General features: G+C 70.8%; 16 protein-coding genes. 6 read left to right on the forward strand and 10 right to left on the reverse strand.

Going from position 1 to position 18377, the window contains the following annotated elements; translation table 11 throughout:
- Positions 1 to 38 precede the first annotated feature (38 nt).
- Together Acy02nite_RS16150 and Acy02nite_RS16155 are read left to right on the forward strand one after the other, a co-directional pair.
- Positions 39 to 554: an LURP-one-related/scramblase family protein gene (locus Acy02nite_RS16150; RefSeq protein ID WP_203741389.1), complete on the forward strand. Its 516-nt coding sequence runs from the start codon at positions 39 to 41 to the stop codon at positions 552 to 554.
- 63 nt (positions 555 to 617) lie between these two features.
- Positions 618 to 1397 (forward strand): hypothetical protein, encoded by a 780-nt coding sequence (locus Acy02nite_RS16155; protein ID WP_203741390.1) that lies wholly within the window; start codon positions 618 to 620, stop codon positions 1395 to 1397.
- 9 nt (positions 1398 to 1406) lie between these two features.
- On the opposite strand, the gene Acy02nite_RS16160 is transcribed toward Acy02nite_RS16155, so the two are convergent.
- Together Acy02nite_RS16160 and Acy02nite_RS16165 are read right to left on the reverse strand one after the other, a co-directional pair.
- A complete protein-coding gene (locus tag Acy02nite_RS16160; RefSeq protein ID WP_203741391.1) occupies positions 1407 to 2870 on the reverse strand; it encodes a GGDEF domain-containing protein in 1464 nt (487 codons plus the stop codon).
- A gap of 105 nt (positions 2871 to 2975) precedes the next feature.
- Entirely contained in the window at positions 2976 to 4535 is a 1560-nt protein-coding gene (locus Acy02nite_RS16165; protein WP_239174906.1) for a serine/threonine protein kinase, read from the reverse strand.
- 71 nt (positions 4536 to 4606) lie between these two features.
- Here Acy02nite_RS16165 and Acy02nite_RS16170 point away from each other — a divergent pair, with 71 nt between their 5' ends.
- A complete protein-coding gene (locus Acy02nite_RS16170) occupies positions 4607 to 6193 on the forward strand; it encodes a GGDEF domain-containing protein (protein ID WP_203741394.1) in 1587 nt (528 codons plus the stop codon).
- Positions 6194 to 6607: 414 nt separating this feature from the next.
- Here the strand turns inward: Acy02nite_RS16170 and Acy02nite_RS16175 are convergent, their stop codons facing one another.
- From Acy02nite_RS16175 to Acy02nite_RS16190, 4 genes are all read right to left on the reverse strand, one after another.
- Positions 6608 to 8197 carry a xylulokinase gene (locus tag Acy02nite_RS16175; RefSeq protein WP_239174909.1) on the reverse strand — a complete coding sequence of 530 codons (1590 nt, stop codon included), beginning with the start codon at positions 8195 to 8197 and terminating at the stop codon, positions 6608 to 6610.
- A gap of 121 nt (positions 8198 to 8318) precedes the next feature.
- A complete protein-coding gene (locus Acy02nite_RS16180) occupies positions 8319 to 9629 on the reverse strand; it encodes a M20/M25/M40 family metallo-hydrolase (protein WP_203741398.1) in 1311 nt (436 codons plus the stop codon).
- Between the two features lie 77 nt (positions 9630 to 9706).
- Positions 9707 to 10834 carry a glutamate--cysteine ligase gene (locus Acy02nite_RS16185; protein WP_203741400.1) on the reverse strand — a complete coding sequence of 376 codons (1128 nt, stop codon included), beginning with the start codon at positions 10832 to 10834 and terminating at the stop codon, positions 9707 to 9709.
- A 58-nt stretch (positions 10835 to 10892) separates the two neighbouring features.
- The gene (locus tag Acy02nite_RS16190; RefSeq protein WP_203741402.1) at positions 10893 to 11303 is read right to left on the reverse strand and encodes an RpiB/LacA/LacB family sugar-phosphate isomerase; all 411 of its coding nucleotides are present in this window, start codon (positions 11301 to 11303) and stop codon (positions 10893 to 10895) included.
- A 43-nt stretch (positions 11304 to 11346) separates the two neighbouring features.
- On the opposite strand from Acy02nite_RS16190, the gene Acy02nite_RS16195 reads away from it, so the two are divergent.
- Entirely contained in the window at positions 11347 to 12312 is a 966-nt protein-coding gene (locus Acy02nite_RS16195) for an outer membrane protein assembly factor BamB family protein (protein WP_203741404.1), read from the forward strand.
- 455 nt (positions 12313 to 12767) lie between these two features.
- Complete coding sequence (locus Acy02nite_RS16200; protein WP_239174912.1) at positions 12768 to 13550, forward strand: GNAT family N-acetyltransferase; 783 nt, start codon at positions 12768 to 12770, stop codon at positions 13548 to 13550.
- On the opposite strand, the gene Acy02nite_RS16205 is transcribed toward Acy02nite_RS16200, so the two are convergent.
- Together Acy02nite_RS16205 and Acy02nite_RS16210 are read right to left on the reverse strand one after the other, a co-directional pair.
- A complete protein-coding gene (locus Acy02nite_RS16205; RefSeq protein ID WP_203741406.1) occupies positions 13547 to 14254 on the reverse strand; it encodes an SDR family NAD(P)-dependent oxidoreductase in 708 nt (235 codons plus the stop codon). The two genes, Acy02nite_RS16200 and Acy02nite_RS16205, sit on opposite strands and share 4 nt — an antisense overlap.
- A gap of 35 nt (positions 14255 to 14289) precedes the next feature.
- Positions 14290 to 15183 (reverse strand): TIGR01777 family oxidoreductase, encoded by an 894-nt coding sequence (locus Acy02nite_RS16210; RefSeq protein ID WP_203741408.1) that lies wholly within the window; start codon positions 15181 to 15183, stop codon positions 14290 to 14292.
- 162 nt (positions 15184 to 15345) lie between these two features.
- Between Acy02nite_RS16210 and Acy02nite_RS16215 the strand changes: the two genes are divergently transcribed.
- Positions 15346 to 15765, forward strand: coding sequence for a VOC family protein (locus Acy02nite_RS16215; protein WP_203741410.1), 420 nt, complete (start codon positions 15346 to 15348; stop codon positions 15763 to 15765).
- A 43-nt stretch (positions 15766 to 15808) separates the two neighbouring features.
- Here the strand turns inward: Acy02nite_RS16215 and Acy02nite_RS16220 are convergent, their stop codons facing one another.
- Positions 15809 to 17008 (reverse strand): hypothetical protein, encoded by a 1200-nt coding sequence (locus tag Acy02nite_RS16220; protein ID WP_203741412.1) that lies wholly within the window; start codon positions 17006 to 17008, stop codon positions 15809 to 15811.
- A 153-nt stretch (positions 17009 to 17161) separates the two neighbouring features.
- Positions 17162 to 18247, reverse strand: a complete 1086-nt coding sequence (locus tag Acy02nite_RS16225; protein WP_203741414.1) for a glycoside hydrolase family 12 protein — start codon at positions 18245 to 18247, stop codon at positions 17162 to 17164.
- Positions 18248 to 18377: the final 130 nt, after the last annotated feature.

Here is an 18377-nt window from a genome sequence, read left to right on the forward strand (position 1 = left end):
GGGGGGGGTGGGGGGGGTGGTGGCGGAGAATGGGGATCATGTATCTGATCAGGGAACGGTTCTTTGCCATCGGGGACGACTTCGATGTGCTGGACGAGAACGGCACCAAGGTCTACCGCGTCGACGGCAAGGCGTTCAGTGTCCGGGACAAGCTGGTCATCGAGGACCCGGACGGGAACGAGGTGGCGACCGTGCACCGTCACCTGGTCGCGCTCCGGCCGACGTACGAGATCCGGATCGGTGGCGAGGAGGCCGCCGAGGTGCGCAAGAAGCTGTTCACGCCGTTCCGGGACAAGTTCACCATCGACGTGCCGGGTCACGACGACCTGACGATGAAGGGTGATCTGCTGGATCACGAGTACGTGATCGAGCTCGACGGCGACGAGGTGGCGGCGGTCTCCAAGCGCTGGCTGACCGTGCGGGACACGTACGCCGTACAGCTGAAGTCGGGGGTTGATCCGCTCCTGATCCTCTGCAGTGTGCTCGCGCTGGACCTGGCGATGGAGCGCGAGGCCGAGAAGCACGACAAGAAGCAGCGCGACGACGAGAACTGAGCGGAATTCGCAACCGCGCCGTCCGCCGGTCGATGGAGTGGCATCGAGATCCGGGAGGTCCTCATGCTGGCTGAGCGCACCGCTGCTCACCCCGTCGACTGGTGGCGGCAGTTCCAGACCGCGACCGAACGGTTCGACGAGGCGATCGTCACCACCGGCCTGACCGAGCTGCTGCTGCCGAAGATCACCTCGCAGCTGCTGCAGCGGGAGGCCGACATCGCCGCCGACATCGCGATCCTGTACCGGAACAAGCCGAACAGCGAGGGCCTGCTGGACAGGTACAACGGCGCCCGGCATCGGCTGCGGGAGACGATCGCCCGCCTCGCGGACCGCGACGTCGACCCGGCCGCGCTCGCCGAGGCGGAGGTGGTGTCCTGGATTCTCGACGGCGACTACGCGCGGGCCGCCGCGGAGATCGAGCCCCGGGTCGGCGCGGTCCGGCTGCTGCGCATCTTCGTCTCGGCGCTGCGGGTCTCCGCGCTCGACGTGAACGTGACCGCGCACCTGCTGAACGCCGGGCGCACCCCGTCCGAGGCCATCTACGCTGGCAAGATCGTCGGTAAGTACGGCTACTGGCCCGACTGGCTGCGTGACCTGGTCGTCGAGCACGCCGTGGCCGGCACCCTGACCGATGAGTTCGTCGCCGCGCTGGACCTGTGCGCGTTCGCGACGCTGCGCTCGACGCAGTCACGACTGGCCCGGCAGTTGCTGCGCCGCGAGCCGGCGGCGATCAACTCGGCGGCGCGGACCCTCGAGGCGATCGGGGAGACCGACATCGCCGTACGGCTGCGCGAGGGGGACGTGGGCGCGGTGGCGTTCGCCGCCCGCTTCGCCTCCGTCTGAGACGGGGCGTCACACCGCGGCGAGCGCCACGCGGTCGCGGCCCGCGCCCTTGGCCTGGTAGAGGGCGGCATCCGCACGGGCGAAGAGCGCGACCGACGATTCCTGGCCGTCCCAGACCGCGATGCCCGCGGAGAAGGTCTGCCCGGACGGTGTCAGCGGGCGCAGCCGGTCCAGGAGTTCGGCTGCCGCGGCACCCCCGCAGTTCGGGATGAGCAGGGCGAACTCCTCGCCGCCGTAGCGGGCCAGCAGGTCGCCGGAGCGCAGACCGGCGGCCCAGGCCGCGGCGGCCTCCTTGAGGAGCCGGTCGCCGGCCTGATGGCCGTACTGATCGTTGAACCGCTTGAAGTGGTCGAGGTCGAGAACGGCAAGGGCCAGCGACTTCCCGTCGCGGCGAGCGTGGTCCAGCGCCAGCGGCAACGCCAGCTCCCAGGCGCGCCGGTTGGCCAGGCCGGTCAGCGTGTCGCGCTGGGCCAGCTCGGTGAGCTCCTCGGCCTGGCGTTCGAGCACCGACGCCTGCCCCTCGACCTGCCGGATCAGGACCGCCATGCGGGCGACCACCAGCAGGAACATCCCGACGCAGCCCACCACGATGGCCGGGGCGTCGGCCACGTGGTTGTGCTCGTGCCAGGCCTGCGCGGCGAGCAGCAGCGGCGCGATCATCGTGGCGGTGGTGAGCAGCACCAGCCGCCATCGCGAGAAGCGCCGGCCGACGACCTGCACCGGCGCGGCCAGGTCACGGATACCGGGGTGCAGCCCGGCAGCGCCGAACAGGCCGAAGGCGATCAGGTAACCGGCGTCCATGAGATGGCTGACGAAGGTGCCGGCCTCGAACTCGAAATGGTCGCTCAGCGCCCAGGCGTAGTCCGCCGCCAGGTAACTGGTCATCCCGGCGGCGAGCAGCCGGAACGCGCCGTTGCGGGCGCCGCCGCCGACCAGCATGCGGGCCAGGAGCGCCAGCAGCAGCAGATCGAGCACGGGATAGCTGATCGCGACCAGCTTCCCGGCCGAGGTGAGCTCGGTGGACCGGGTGACCGGCTTCATCAGGTACACCCAGGCGATCAATGCGAACGCCCCGGCGAGGATGACCGCCTCGATGACCCCGGCGGAGTCGCGCGCGGGCAGCCGGCGCCGCAGGATCAGCACCAGCACCATGGCCTCCAGGAAGCCGGCGCTCAGGTAGACCACGTCGGCTGGCGCCGGGTAGACCGAGATGTGCAGGTGGCGCGCATACCAGGCGTACGTGAAGTCCCCGGCGACCACGAGGAGCTGGCAGGCCGCGAAGGCCACCCACAACCGCGCGGAGACCGCCCTGTTCCCGCGCACGCCGACGATCATGGCGACCGCGCCGGACACCGCGATCGCGTCGTAGCTGATGGTCTGCAGCCAGGTGTCGGGCGTGCCGAAGTACGCGACCACCGCGACCGCCAGGGCAATCAGGTACCAGACCCACGGCGGCCAGACCGCTCGTCTCATTCGCCCTCCTGGTCCGCACGCCCCGGCTGGGCGCCCGCACCTCATTGCAGCAGGCGAAAGCAGTGGATATCGCACAAACGGCACACCGAACGGGCGAGGGCCGGCTTAAAGGGGTCCCCGGTCGACGAAGCTGAACGAGGACAGTGGCGGGGCGTCGCCGAGCACCTCGACGAAGAGGACCTTGTCGCCGGGACTCCACTGCACGAAGCCGTACGTCTCGTTGGAGATGTAGTAGGTGGGGCGCTTCTTGTCGTCGGTGCCCTCGGCGGGCTCGATCGAGAAGAGGGTCGCCTTGGTCGCCTCGCACGTCGTCGGGACCAGGCGCGCCGACTCGTCCAGCACGATCTTCACGCCGAGGCAGGTCTGCCGCTTGGCGCCCGGGTCACGCAGGGAACGGATCATGAACTCGACGCCGACCGGGTCCAGGACGAACTCCGACTTTGTGCCGGTGCCGTCACCGCCCTGAACCTCCGCGTCGGTGACGTCCAGGGCCAGGTCACGGTCGGCCTCGGCGATGTGGATCAGCGCGCGGCGGTTGCCGAGCATGATCGACGACAGTTTCTGGGCCGGTGACAGTGACGGCTCCTTCGCCGCCGGCGCCGACGACGCGACGACCGGCGCGCTGCTGATTGCCACGTCGGGGACGGCGCCGTCGTCCTTCGGCAGGAATCTGGCGAGGGCGACACCGGCGGCGGCCAGGAGCAGGACGGCGACGGCGGTGATCGGAAGCAGTCGTGAGCGGCGGCGCTTCGGCACGGCCGGCACCAGCATGGTGTCCGCCTCGACCGGAGCCGGAGCCGGCGACGAGACCGGAGCGGCCGGCGACCCCGCCAGCAGCACGTCGAGCAGTTCCCGCGCGGTCGGCCGCGCGTCCGGCTCCTTGTCCAGAGCCCGTTCCACAGCCCCGCGCAGCGGCTCCGGTATCCCCGACAGATCTGGCGGCTGGGTCAGGATCCGCATCGCCGTCGCGGCCGCCGAGTCCGCCGCGTACGGCGTCCGCCCGGTCGCGGCGTAAGCGACCACCGCACCCCACGCGAAGATGTCCGCCGCCGGCGTCACCGGCCGCCCGCCGGCCGGGTCGAACCGCTCCGGCGCCATGTACGCCACGGTCCCGACCATCTGATCGGTCCGCGTGTGCTGACTCGTCGCCTCGAACGCGCGCGCGATGCCGAAGTCGATCACCTTGATCCCGCCGCGCGCGAACAGCACGTTCCCCGGCTTGAGGTCGCGGTGGATCACGCCGGCGCCGTGGATCGCGGTCAGCGCTGTCGCGATGCCGACAGCCACGCCGTGCAGCGCCGCCCCGGACAGCGGCCCGTTCTCCCGCACCTCGGCGGCCAGGCTCGGGCCGTCGACGAACTCGACCACCAGGTACGGCGGCTCATGATCGGGGTCGGCGTCGAGCACCTCGGCGGTCGAGAACGGCGGCACCTGCTTGGCCCGGTTCACCTCGCTGCGGAAACGGGCGCGGAACTCGGACTCGTGGGCGAACTCCGACCGCACCATCTTGATCGCCACGAGGCGCCCGTCCTGGTCACGGCCCTGGAACACCGTTCCCATGCCGCCCTCGCCGAGCCTGCCGATCAGTTCGTACCGGCCGAGCCGGGTCTCGTCGCCCGGACGTAACGGCATGCTCATGTCGACTTGTGCCCCCTCTGCCGGCATCGGGCGGAGTTTACCCATGCCGATCACGAGGACCACTCAGGACTACGATCAATCGGACGATGAGCGCGTACATGGATCCGAGGACTCTGAACGCGGAGCTCACCGCGCTCGAGGAACATCCGCGTTACGGCATGGACCTGGACGAGTGGTTCGCCCGTGCCACCGCCCTCGAGAAGGCCGCGGCCGAGCTCGGAGCCACCGACCTGGAGCTTCGGGCACAGCTGCTGCGGGCGGACATCGTCGGGCGCCGCGGGGATGTGATCACCAGCGGGCAGATCTGCCGGCAGGTGAACGCGTGGGCCACCGATCACGAGCATCAGCTGCTGCTGGTGCTGAGTCATCTGCGGTTGTCGCCGTACTTCGGTCAGCTCGGCGACTATCCGACAGCGCTGGAGCACGCGCTCGGCGCTCTCGAGGCGCTGTCCCGGATGGGGGACGCGGCTTCGCCGTACCTGCGATGGCGGTGTGTGATGGCGCTCGCGGATGCGCTCGCCGACGTCGAGGACATCGAGGGCGCCCGCCAGCGTTATGCGGAGGCCGGCAAACTGTCGGTCACGCTCGGTGACATCCGGGCGCGGATCCGGGTCTTCAACAACCTGGCCTTCACCGAGCACGACGTCGGGGACAGCGCGCAGGCCGAGCATGCCGTCGAGCGGATCCTGCAGCTCGCCGCCGAGCACGGGCTGACCCTCGACTACAACACGCTCGACACCGTCGCGCACGTGCAGCTCGGCGCCGGGCGGTACCAGGACGCGATCACGACGCTGCTGCCGGCGCTCGACGACGAGTACGCGATCGCCTACGAGGAGGTCGGCTCCCGCGCGCAGTGCCTGGTCACGCTCTCCGAGGTGCACCGCCGTGCCGGGGACCTGACGGGCGCGCAGGACGCCGTGGACCGCTGCCGCCTGCTCTGCGAGGACCGCCGCCTGTTCGGGGTCGCCGTCGACGTCCGCCGCGAGCAGGCGGAGATCTGGGCCGCGGCGGGACGGTTCGCCGAGGCGCTCGACGAGTACAAGGCGTTCCACGCCGCCGCGATGGCGCTGACCTCCAGCGAGCGCGATGCCCGGGCGAAGACCCTTCATGCGATGTACGAGGCGGACGAGGCCCGCCGAGCCGGGGCACGCGCCCAGGAGCTGTCCCTGCGCGACCCGTTGACCGGCCTGTTCAACCGCCGCTTCGTCGATGTCGAACTGCCCGTCCTGATCGGTCAGGCCCTGGAGGCGCACACGCCGCTGTCGGTCGCGATCGTGGATCTCGACCACTTCAAGCGGATCAACGACACGTGTTCGCACGAGGTCGGCGACGAGGTGCTGCGGCGGGTCGCGGAGCTGCTCACCGACTCGGCGGCGAGCGGGCGGGACGCGTTCGCGGCGCGGCTCGGCGGCGAGGAGTTCCTGCTGGTGCAGCCGGGTGCGGACCCGTCCACGGCGTACGCGTGGGCGGAACGGCTGCGCGTCGCGATCCGGTCGCACGACTGGCGTCCGATCACCGGGGCCGTGCCGGTGACCGCGAGCATCGGCGTGGCCACGTCGGCGGAGAGCTGCCGGACGCAGGAGGCGCTGCTGCGGCTCGCCGACACGCACCTCTACGCCGCCAAGGAGGGTGGCCGGGACCGCACCGCCGACGGCCCTCACCACGTGCTGAAACAGGCCTCCTGACTAGCGGCATCCGCCGTGCGTGATGCTCCGCGAACTCCGCTCGGGCCCGGCCAGCCGCGCGACTCGCCCTTCCCGGCTGGTCCTCATGGGCGTTATGAGGGACGAATAACGCCCATGAGGACCAGCCGGGACCTGGGGCCGCGTCGCGACCTGGACCACCGGCGTCGTCGCGGGCTCCGGCGGGTGGGCGCGTGCGGCCCACTCGAGTCCGACTCGTCGCGGGCTCCGGCAAGTGGGCGTGTGCGAGCGGCTCGAGTGGGACGACGGGGGTTGTGCCTTGACCGTGCCCCGCCGCGGAGGCCGCCCTTGCGGGCTGAGCGTTCTGGGCCGGTCACGGCCCTGCTCAGCCCGGAAGGGTCCCCGCGGGAGCGACGATCCGGACCACAGCGGAGATGGGCAATGAAGATCTTGCTCTTAGCTGTTGGCGACCGCTGCCTGCTCGACCGGCAGGGCCGCCACGTAGCGCTGGATGAACGCGTCGAAACCGGCGACGTCGGCCGGGTCGGGAGTGGCCGTCTCCAGCTCGGCGCCGGCGAAGACCGTGCTGGTCAGGAAGTCGTCGAGGGTCTGGCCGGGCTGCTTGCCGGTGAGGTACGCGGCGAGGATCGCGATGCCCCAGGCGCCGCCCTCGGAGGCGAGGTCGCCGACCGAGACCGGGGTGTTGATCGCGGCGGCCAGCAGGTTCTGGGCGACGCCCTTGGTCTTGAACAGGCCGCCGTGCGCGAACATGCGGTCGAGCTGGACGTTCTCGGCCTTCTGGAGCACGTCCATGCCGAGGCGCAGCGTGGCGAGCGCGGAGTAGAGCTGGACGCGCATGAACGTGGCGAGGTTCAGCGTGCTGCCGGGCTCGCGCAGGAACAGCGGGCGGCCCTCGTGCAGCTTCGTGATCGGCTCGCCGGACAGGTAGTTGAACGCCATCAGGCCGCCACCGTCGGGAGCGCCGCTCAGCGCGGAGCGGAACAGCGTCTCGAAGACGGTGTTGGTGTCCGCCGTGGAGCCGAGCGCGGTGGCGAACTCGGCGAACAGGCCGGCCCACGAGTTCAGCTCGCTGGCGCCGTTGTTGCAGTGCACCATCGCGACCAGGTCGCCGGCCGGGGTGGTGACCAGGTCGACCTCGGGGTGCATGCGGCTCAGCGGGCCGTCCAGCACGATCATGGCGAAGATGCTGGTGCCGGCGCTGACGTTGCCGGTGCGGCGGGCGACGGAGTTGGTGGCGACCATGCCGGTGCCGGCGTCGCCCTCGGGCGGGCAGACGACCGCGCCGGGCTGGAGCTTTCCGCTCGGGTCGAGCAGCTTGGCGCCGGCCTCGGTGAGCGTGCCGCCGGACTCGCCGGCCGGGAGCACGGCCGGGAGCAGCTGCTCCAGCTTGACGGGCAGGCGGCCGGCGGCGAGCTCGTCGAACCGGTCGAGCATGCCCTCGTCGTAATAGCCGGTGGTGACGTCGATCGGGAACATGCCGCTGGCGTCGCCGACACCGAGGACCTGCCGGCCGGTGAGCTTCCAGTGCACGTAACCGGCGAGCGTGGTGAGGTGGGCGAGGCGGGCGACATGCTCCTCGCCGTCGAGCACGGCCTGGTGGAGGTGGGCGATGCTCCAGCGGTGCGGGATGTTGTAGCCGAAGAGCTCGCTGAGCTGCTCGGAGGCGGCGCCGGTGTTGGTGTTGCGCCAGGTGCGGAACGGGGTGAGCAGCTCGCCGGCGGCGTCGAACGCGAGGTAGCCGTGCATCATGGCGGAGACGCCGAGCGCGCCGACGGAGGTCAGCTCGACGCCGTGACGCTTCCGGACATCCTCGGCGAGCGCCGCGAAGCAGTCCTGCACGCCGGCCCAGACCGCGTCGAGGGAGTAGGTCCAGACGCGGTCGACGAACTGGTTCTCCCAGTCGTGGGCGCCGGTGGCGATCGCCGCGTGATCCGGCCCGATCAGCACCGCCTTGATGCGGGTCGATCCGAACTCGATGCCGAGCGCGGTGCGCCCCTGCTCGATCGCTGCACGCGTTTCCGTCATGGTCATGTTTCTACCTCAAGCGCGGACGGGAGATGGGAGTGTGAACGCTAACATTTGTGCTGACGCAGCTCAGCGTCTGACGACAGCTGAGACGGAGGACGCTCACAGGATAGAGCCCGGATCATGCCGAGCGCAGCAGCCGATCCAGGACCCGGGCACCGAATCGCAGTCCGTCCACCGGGACGCGCTCGTCCACACCGTGGAACAGCGAGGTGAAGTCGAGGTCGGGCGGCAGCCGCAGCGGCGAGAACCCGAAGTGCCGGATCCCGAGCCGCTGGAACGACTTGGCGTCGGTGCTCGCCGACAGCATGTAGGGCAGCAGTCGCGCCCCCGGATCCTCCGCCCCGATCGCCGCGGCCATGGCGTCGACCAGTGACCCGTCGAAGGAAGTCTCCACCCCCGGCATGAACAAGTACTCCCGTTCGATCTCCGGCCCGAGCACCTCCGCCAGCTCGGCCTCGAACAGCGCTTCGCGCCCCGGCAGCATCCGCCCGTCGATCGTCGCCCGGGCGGTGGAGGGCACCACATTCGCCTTGTAACCGGCCTCGACCATGGTCACCGTCGCGGTGTCCCGCAACGTCGCCCCGACCAGCCGGGACAGGTGCCCGAGCCGGGCCACGGCCGCCTCCGGGTCGTCCGGGTCGAACGGGATCCCGGTCAGCTCGGCGAACCCCTCCAGCAGCTCCCGCACGGGACCGGTCAGCACCAGCGGAAACCGGTGCCGATCGAGTCGAGTGATCGCGGCGGCGAGTTTCGCCACGGCGTTGTCGTCGTGCAGCAGCGAGCCGTGCCCGGCCGTCCCGCGCGCGGTCAGCCGCAGCCACGCGACGCCCTTCTCGGCGGTCTCCACCAGGTACGCCCGGGCGCCGTCGCCGGTCGTGACGGAGAAGCCGCCGACCTCGCTGATCGCCTCGGTCGCGCCCTCGAACAGCTCCGGCCGGTTGTCGGTCAGCCAGCGGGCGCCGTTGAAACCGCCGGCTTCCTCGTCGGCGACGTACGCGAAGATGATGTCCCTGGGCGGGACGACGCCCTCCCGTTTGAGCTGCCGCGCCACGGCCAGGGTCGTCGCGAGGGTGCCCTTCATGTCGACCGCGCCGCGCCCCCAGACGAAGCCGTCGCGCACCTCGCCGGAGAACGGGTGCACCGACCATTCGGTCGCGTCGGCCGGCACGACGTCGAGATGCCCGTGCACGAGCAGGGCGCCGCGTGACTGATCGGATCCGGTCAGCCTGGCGATCACGTTGCCGCGGCCCCTGGCGCCGGACTCCACGTAGGTGACGTCGTAGCCCACGTCGGCCAGTTTCCCGGCGACGTAGTCGGCGGCCGGCCGCTCGGTGCCCGGGCCGCCGCTGTCGCTGGCGTTGGTGGTGTCGATCGCGATCAGCTCACTCGCGAGCCCGACCACCTCGTCGGCAGCGCCCCCGTCGGCCATCCGACCCCCTCAAGATCACATTCATTCTCCCGTACGGCCATGAGCACGCCTCACCGCGACTCGCGGATCACCGCGCGTCAGCAACCGTCCCGGAGCTCCCGGACCAGGGACGAGACGACCGCCTTCAGGCTGCCGTGATGCGCGGCGGCGACCTGGAGCTGGCGCTGGTAGCTCGCTCCCCCGTCGACGATGTCGCGCAGCCGCTCCAGCTCGGCCGCACAGCCCAGCGCCTCGGCCACCGGCGCGAGCCGCGGCACCAGCTCGGCCAGATCCTGCGTGACCAGGCGCTCGTCCCCGGCCGCGTTCTGGATGATGATCGCGTCGAGGCCGTATCGCGCGGCCCGCCACTTGTTCTCCCGCACGAACCACGGCTGCATCCGCGGCACGTCGCGCCCCGCGTCCAGCTCGCGGGAGAAGTGCTCGACCAGGCACTGCGCGAGCGCCGCGATCGCGCCGATCTCCCACGGGGAGGAGATCCCGTCGAACGTCCGGATCTCGATCGTCCCCCACTTCGGCGACGGCCGGATGTCCCAGCGCAGCTCGTTCAGCTCCTCGATCACGCCGATGTGCTGCAGGTCGGCCACGAGCGACTCGTACTCGGACCACTCGGTGAGCTGCGGCGGCAGCCCCGCCGTGGGGAGCTGCTGGAACATCAGGGCGCGGTTGGAGGCGTACCCGGTCCGCTCCCCCGCCCAGAACGGGCTCGACGCGCTCAGCGCCTGGAAATGCGGCAGGTACGTCAACAGCCCGTCGATGATCGGCAGCACCTTGCGCCGGTCCTCGACCCCGACGTGCACGTGAACGCCCCAGATCATCATCTGCCGTCCCCACCACTGGGTCCGGTCGATCAGCGTGTCGTAGCGCGGCTTGTCCGGCGTCACCTGCTGCCGGAACCACTGGCTGAACGGATGCGTGCCGGAGGAGATCAGGTCCACCCCCATCGGCTCGGCGACCGCGGCGACCCGCTCGACGAGCCGCACCAGGTCGGCCACGGCGTCGCGCGCCCGGTGATGCGGCGCGCTGACGACTTCCACGGTGTTGGTCAGCAGCTCGTTCGTGACGTGCGGAAAGCCGTCCGCGGCGCCGAGCTTGGCGAGCAGTTCCGGTGCCGCGGCGGTCAGTTCCCCGCTGCGCCGATCGACACAGGCTATCTCCCACTCGATCCCTAGACGCGATCTGACCGATGGGGCGAAGTCGATACCCATGCGCCAACTCTACGGATTCGGGCGGATTGCGCGACCAGGGTGACACCGGCGGCCGGGCTCATTCGAGTGCGGCGATGTTGGCGGCCTCGTCCGGGTCCGGCTCGGCAACGTCCAGGAAGGCGCGCAGGACCTCGACGGCGACGTCCGGGGCGAGGCGTTTGAGGCTCATGGCCAGCACGTTCGCGTCGTTCCAGAGGCGGGCGCCGCGGGCGATCCACGGATCCCAGGCCAACGCCGCCCGCACACCCACCACCTTGTTGGCCGCGATCGCCGTCCCCGTGCCGGTCCAGCACATGACCACGCCGTAGTCGGCCCGTCCGTCCACGACCGCCTGCCCGACGAACCGGCCCAGGTCCGGCCAGCTCTCCGCAGTGTCCGGCCGGATCACCTCGTGACCGTCCTCGACCAGGGCCGCGACCACCGCCCGGGTCGTCTCGTTCTCGTCGTCGCTCGCGAACGCCACCCGCATCCACCAAGCCTAAGCCGTCCACATCCGCGTGCGATCATGCGGCGTGCTGACTCAATGGGCGCGCTCGTTGCACCTCCGGTCGTCCGCGATCGCCGCGGCAGGCGGTTCCGTGGTCGTGGCCGAGCGCCACCGGCGCTTGGTCGCCTTGCGGGCCCACGACGGCGGGCAGCGCTGGGATCGGCAGGTCGAGGACTGCTGGGGCACCCTGGTCCTCGCCGGTGACCGGTGCCTCTACCTGAGCCAGTCGGGCGTGCTGCACTGTTTCGCGCTCGGCTCCGGGGAACCGTTGTGGGCGCGTCCCGGTCTGCCGCTCCGGCGGCACGTCAGCGTCTGCGGCGACGTCATCTTCGTGGGTGGCTGGCGTGGTTATCACCCGCTGGTCCGGTTCTCCCTGTCCGACGGGGAGCCGCTGCCGTTCGCCGGAGTGCCGCTGGGCCCGCTCGCCGCGCCCATGCCGCTGCTGTCAGGCGCGGTGCTCCTCGCCGGCGCCGACCGGCCGGCGCTCGTGCTGCTGGCGGCCTCCGGGACCTTGCTGGACGAGTGGCCGCTCCCCGAACCGATCGCTTTCGCCGATGGCGGCCCCGGTTTCAGCGCGGGCGACGATGGGTCGGTCACCTTTCTCAGCGGGCGGCGCATAGTCATGGCGTTGCGCGACGGCGACGGTCCACGGGTCCTCTGGCGGCACGACCGTGATCTCGTCCCGCGGGCACCCATGTTCGACGCACGGACGTTGTGGCTGGTGGACGACGCGGGCATCGCGGTCGTCGACACCGTCCGGGGTGCCGTCACGACGATCGATCACCGGCGGAACGGCCCGGTCTGCGCCGCCACTCGCACGTCCGGCACCGCGTTGTTCGGCTTCGCGGACGGCTCGGTGATCGCCGTGGATCGTGCTGGGGAGACCAGGCCGCTGATCAGGATGCGGGCGATGATCGACCGGCTTCTGCCCGGCGCACACGGCCTGGTGCACGTCTCCGCGAAGGGCCGACTCGTCACGTTCCGCCCCTGACAGCAGTCGCTGCACCGATCGCGCCCGGGCTCGCCGCCGAGCGGTGCCCGGATCCGCTCGGCCGGCCCGGCGACCGCGTCCGCGATGTCGTCCGGCTGCGGCCCGATCCGCGCCGTTCGGCCCTTGGCCGGCTCGACGCCGACGCGTCCGGTCGGGCGGGCCGGCCGGGGCGGGTCTCGCGGGCAGGGCGCGGGGTCGCCGGCTGGTGCTCACGGGTGTTGAACGGCCTTGATGCAACCCTCAGCGCCAGCCGGGCCGAGACACGCCCGGATGCCGGGACCGGCGTCCACATGGCGGACAGCGACCGGCCGCAGGGCGCAGGGCTCGCGCGGTGGTGGCCGGCACGCATGGTGATCGGCGGCGGTGAGCGGCGACCGGGGCGGAGGGCTGCGACCGGGGCGGAGGGCGGCGGAAAACCCGTTGCCGGTGCGGGCGGAGCCTGCTGGGGTGGGCGCGTGAATCGAGAAGAAGTGCTTGCGCTGTTCGACCGGCAGATGCGTCGTGACGTCCGGGCCGGCGGCCCGTCGTCGCGCGTCGAGCGGGAGGGAAGGGTCGTCCGGCACGTCGGCGCGGCGGAGGATTGGAACGCCGTCCTGTGGTCGGATCTGGACGAGGCCGACGCCGACGCGGTGATCGCCGAGCAGGTGCGGTTCTTCGACGGGCTCGGGGTCGAGGTGGAGTGGAAGCTCTACGGCCACGACCGCCCTGCCGACCTCGGTGAGCGCCTGGTCAAGGCCGGTTTCGTGCCGGACGATCGGGAGACGCTGATGGTCGCGCAGATCGGCGAGCTCGACCTCGCCGTGTCCCCGCCGGAGGGGGTGCGACTGGTCCCGGTGACCGACGAGGCCGGGGTCGATCTGATGTTCCGGGCCAGTGAGCAGGCGTTCGAGGAGCCGAGCGGCCACCTGCGCGCTCAGGTGCTGGCGCAGCTCACCGACGATCCGGAGAGCATCCGCGCGTTCGTGGCGATGGCCGGGGACGAGCCGGTGTGCGGGGCGCGGATGGAGCTCAACCGGGGCACGGCCTTCGCGAGCCTGTGGGGCGGCGGCACGGTGCCGGCGTGGCAGGGCCGCGGGATCTATCGCGCGCTCGTGGCGCATCGCGCCCGGATCGCCGCCGGCCTCGGCTACGAGTTCTTGCAGGTCGACGCGTCGGATCAGAGCCGCCCGATCCTGCAGCGGCTCGGGTTCGAGGTGCTGGGCACGACAACGCCGTACCGTCGCAAGCCGGGCTCTTAAAGCTCGACCCCGGTCTCCTCCTTCAACGATCGGAGGAGGAGATCCTGGAACTTCTCGTCGTGCACCGAGCGATGCGGTTCGCGGCGCTGCCGGTGGTGCCAGTAACCGCCGCTGGTCAGCGCGTCGGCGTCGTCGCTGGTGACAAGCCATTCCTGGGTATGGTGTCCCAGCTCCAGATCGTCCGGGGCGCCGCGCCCGCCCATCCGGGTCGGGACCCAGCCCGGGTCCACGGAGTTGCTGAGCACGCCGGGACGCAGGCGCGCGACGGCCGCGGCGAGCGTGGAGACGTAGAGCTTGCTGTCGGAGTAGGAGCCGTCCCACCGGATCACCGGCCGCCCGCCCAGGTGCATGCCGCTGCTCAGGTAGACCAGCCGCGGCGCGGGCACCAGGGCGGTGAGCAGGTACGGCGCGATGACGTTGACCGGCATGACCGCCCTGCCGCTGTACACCCCGGCGTTGTGGATCACCCCGTCGAGCGGCGGCGCGCCGGTGAGCTCGGCCGCGATCCGCAGGACGGCGGCACGGTCCTCGAGGTCGCCGACGACCAGGTGCGCGCCACGGCGTACCAGCTGATCGATGGCCGCGGCACGCGCCTGGTTGCGGGCGTGCACCACGACGTCGTGCCCCTGCGCCAGCAGGGTCTCCGCCGTGAGGCGGCCCAGCCCGTCCGCGGAGCCGGTGATCAGAATCCGTCGCGCCGTCACACGATCAACGGTAGCGCCGGCTCCGCGCCGGGCCGTCAGGCGATCGACGCCAGCCCGGACTCCACGTCGGGGCACTGCCAGCGGAAGCCGGCCTTCTCCAGCACCGCGGGCACGACCCGCTGGCTGGCGCGGGCTTCGCCGCCGAACTCGCCGAGCGCCAGGTCGAGCGCGAAGCCCGGCACCGCGAACAGGGCGGGGCGGTGCAGCGTGCGGGCCAGGGCGCGGGTGAGCTCGGCGTTCGTGACCGGGTTCGGCGCGACCAGGTTGACCGGCCCGGCGACCTCCTCGTGCTCGATCAGGAACTCGACGGCGGCGAGCCAGTCGGCGAGGGCGATCCACGGGGTCCACTGGCGGCCCGAGCCGAGCTTCGCGCCGGCGCCGAGCTTGAACAGCGGCAGCAGTGGCTGAAGAAAACCTCCGTCGCGGGCCAGCGGCAGACCGGTGCGCAGCAGGACGACGCGGGTGCCGGCGTCCGCGGCGGGACGGGCCGCCGCCTCCCAGTCGCGGCACAGCTGCGCCAGGAACGTGTCGGCGGGCGGCTCGTTCTCGGTCACGGCGCGGTCGCCGGTGTCGCCGTACCAGCCGACGGCGGACGCCTGCAGCAACGCGCGCGGCCGATCACTTTCGGGCAGGGCGGCGATCGTCCGGGCGATCGTGCCGGTGCTGTCGATCCGGCTGGCGCGCAGCGTCTCCTTGTAGGCGGCGTTCCACCGCCGGTCACCTACGCCGGCGCCGGCCAGATCGATCACGATGTCCGCCGCGGCGACGACGGCCGGGTCCAGCTCGCCCCGGCCGGGCTGCCAGGACATCTCGCCGGGGCTCCGGGGCGCGCGCCGCACCAGGCGGGTCAGGTCATGGCCGCTCGCGGTCAGACGGTCGGCCAGCCTCGTGCCGAGGAAGCCGGACGCGCCGGCCAGGAGGATTCGCATGCCGCACCTTTACCCGAACAGCCCAGAATTTAAAAACTCAAGAATCAATCTAGGCGTACGACGGCCGGACGCCCGGCAATCGCCGTGACGGCGTGTTGAGGACACGGCCCTTGATCCGGGCACGTCGATCGCGCAGGATTTCGCGGACGACGAGGGGGATGTATGGATTTCGCACTGATCGGGATGGCCGTCGCCGCCGAGAAGCCGGCGACCGCCGCGGCCTGGTTCGCCGAGCACTTCGGATTCACCATCAACATCGATCTGGGGTGGTACGTCAACACCCAGCACGCCGGCCACCAGAACGTCACGCTGGACTTCGTGCAGCGTGATCACGAGTCGTGGCCGGAGGCGACCCGTGGCAGGACCATCGTCGGGACGATGCTGGCGTTCCTGGTCGCCGACGTCGACGCCGAGTTCGAGCGGCTGAGCGCCGCCGGCCTCAGGGTGGTCATGCCGCTGGTGACCGAGAAGTGGGGCCAGCGCCGGTTCCAGGTCGCCGGGCCGGACGGGCTGCTGGTGGAGGTCCTGCAAGCGGTCGCACCGGATCCGCAGTGGCTGGCCGACAACGGCCTGGCCGGCTGAGATGACCGTGCGGGCGGGGCCTCGACCCCGCCCGCCGGAAAGGTCAGCCGTCGTAGCTGGCCTGGTTCACCGCGAAGACGTTGCGGTGACCGACCGGCTCCTGCAGCGACCACAGCAGGTCCGGTTCGTCGGTGTCCTCCCAGTAGCTGATGCTCTCGCCGCCGCTCACCCAGGCGTAGGACGAGGGGCCCGCGGCCGGGGTCCAGTAGTACAGCTTCTTGTCGCCGGAGGAGTTGAACCACCACCGGCTGTTGTGCGAGGCGACCCCGTTCAGCTTGTACCAGGGCAGTTGCAGCGCCTCGGTGGCCGTCGTGCTGGCCGCGAACGTGGTGAGGCCCGAGGCGAACGGGAAGCGGACCGCCCGCGGCGCCCGGTTCGGGTACGACGTGCAGCCGGACGAGCAGGTGTACTCGGTCATCACGATCGACGGGTCGGCCCGGTCCAGCGAGATCGACGACCAGGCCAGCGAGGTGCCCGACGTGGTCGCCGCCGTGATCGTGCCGACCTGCGGCAGCACGTACGCGTAGTTGTGCGCGTAGTAGGTGGTGTCGTTCTGCCGGCCGATCTGGTCGGCGGTGCCACCGGTGCTGGTCTGCAGCATCTTCGCCATGTTGAACACGCGCATGCCGTGCCCGGTGTCGGCGACGTAGAGGTAGTCGCCGTACCAGGAGACGCCGCCGGCGTGCACCACCACGTCCTTGAAGCTGGGCGCGGCAGCGGTTCCGGTCGGCTCGACCAGCAGGATCTTCCGGTACTTGTTCGGGTACGTGGCGTCCCAGTCGACCAGCGTGATCCGGCTGCGCGTCGAGTCCCCGTCGCAGGCGTCCTTGGTGTACCAGCTGACCAGGATGAGCTGGTGCCCGTCGTAGTTCCCGCTGTTCGCGGTGCCCACGGCGTCCCGGCTGGTGGTGATGCCCTGCGGGAAGTTCTTGCAGTCGCCCACGTCGGTGTCGTCGAACTGGAACCCGGTGCTGTACCCGGGCAGGTTCAGCGAGTCGGTGATCGCCTGCCGATCGTGGTTGGCGTTGTCCATCACGTCGGACACCGTCACCGCGGGCAGCTTCGAGGCGAGCGCCGTGTTCAGCGCGTTGTACTTGGTGTAGTTGGCGCTGAGCGTGAACTGCCCGGCGTTCAGCGCGGTAGGCGCCGCGGCGGCCTGGGCCGGGCTGCCCGCGACCAGCGCCGCCGAGACGGTGACCCCGAGCGCCACGGCAGCCCGCAGCAGGCGTGCAGGTATGGACATACAGAACCCCCGGACCTAGATCAATATCGGCCGGAGACGATACGCTGGTCCGAGGCCGGTTCTGAAATCGGGTTCACCTTCTGTTCACCCGGGAAGCCGGGCCGGGGAGGCCGGGGCCGGCCGGGTCGTCACGACACCGGCCGGCCGAATCGGTCAGGCGCGGGTGCAGGTCGTGCCGTTGAGGGTGAACGCGGACGGGCTCGCGAACGAGCCGCTGTACGTGCCCTGGAACCCGAACGACGTGCTGCCGCCGGCCGGGATGCTGCCGTTGTGCCCGGCGTCGCGCGCGGTGATCGCGCCCGACGTGCCGCTCAGGGTGGTGTTCCACGAGCCGGTCACGGACTGCCCGCCGGGCAGCGTGAAGCCGAGCGCCCAGCCGTTGATCGCGCTGCTCCCGGTGTTGGCGACGGTCACCGTCGCGGTGTAGCCGTTGTTCCACACGTTGGTCGCGTAGGTGACCTTGCAGGAGCTCGACGGAACCGGCGGCGTGGTGGTCCCGCCACCGTTGACCGCGGCGGAGAAGCTGGTCACGGCCAGTCCCGTGCCGCCGATCCACGGCTCGAACCCGGCCTGGATGCTGGTCAGGTACCAGGAGTTGGTGATCGCGCCGCGGTTCTTCACGTCGTTGATGAAATCGAGGACGCTGAAGCTCCAGCTGGTGATCGGTGACGGCGCGACGTAGGAGACGACGGCGTTGGATCCGTTGCTGCCCTGCCACACCTGCCAGCTGCGGCCGCCGATGGTCGTGGTGCCGACCACCGAGCCGATCGGCTGGATCGATCCCTGCCGGTTGAACCAGATCATGATCTCCTGCGCGTTGACGCCGTCCTTCCGGGGCGACGGGTCGAGCCAGATGTCGTACGCCGCGTCGTACGTTGCGCCGGAGACGTAGTTGTAGCTGATGCTGCTCGTGGCGCTGCTGATCGCGCTGACCTGGATCGGCAGGTTCGTGCCGGGCGAGCAGTTGGTGTAGTGGCAGCCGTAGAAGATCGCCGGGTAGGACACCGGAGCGCCGCTGGTGCTGCCGACGCCCTGCTGGCTGACGATCGAGAAGCCGTTGCTGGTGACGTTGATGCACTGCTCGGCGCTGGTGCCCCAGCGGTTGTTCATCACCACGTACCGGCCACCGACGGTGGTCGATCCGTACTGCTCGCAGATGCGGGTGTCGGCCCGGGCCGGTTGTGCGACGACGAGGCCGCTGACGAGGGCGAGGAGGAGGACGAGGAGCGAACGTCTCATGGGGGAGCTCCTTTCGGGACTGGGAGCGCTCCCAACTGACGCTACAACACAAGAATGTTTCTAGCCAATTACAGCCGTCAATGATAGGAAGAGCGGGTGGGAGCGCTCCCACATCTGAGAAGGGGGACTT

Origin of the sequence: Actinoplanes cyaneus (assembly GCF_016862095.1) — a bacterium.
GTDB lineage: Bacteria > Actinomycetota > Actinomycetes > Mycobacteriales > Micromonosporaceae > Actinoplanes > Actinoplanes cyaneus.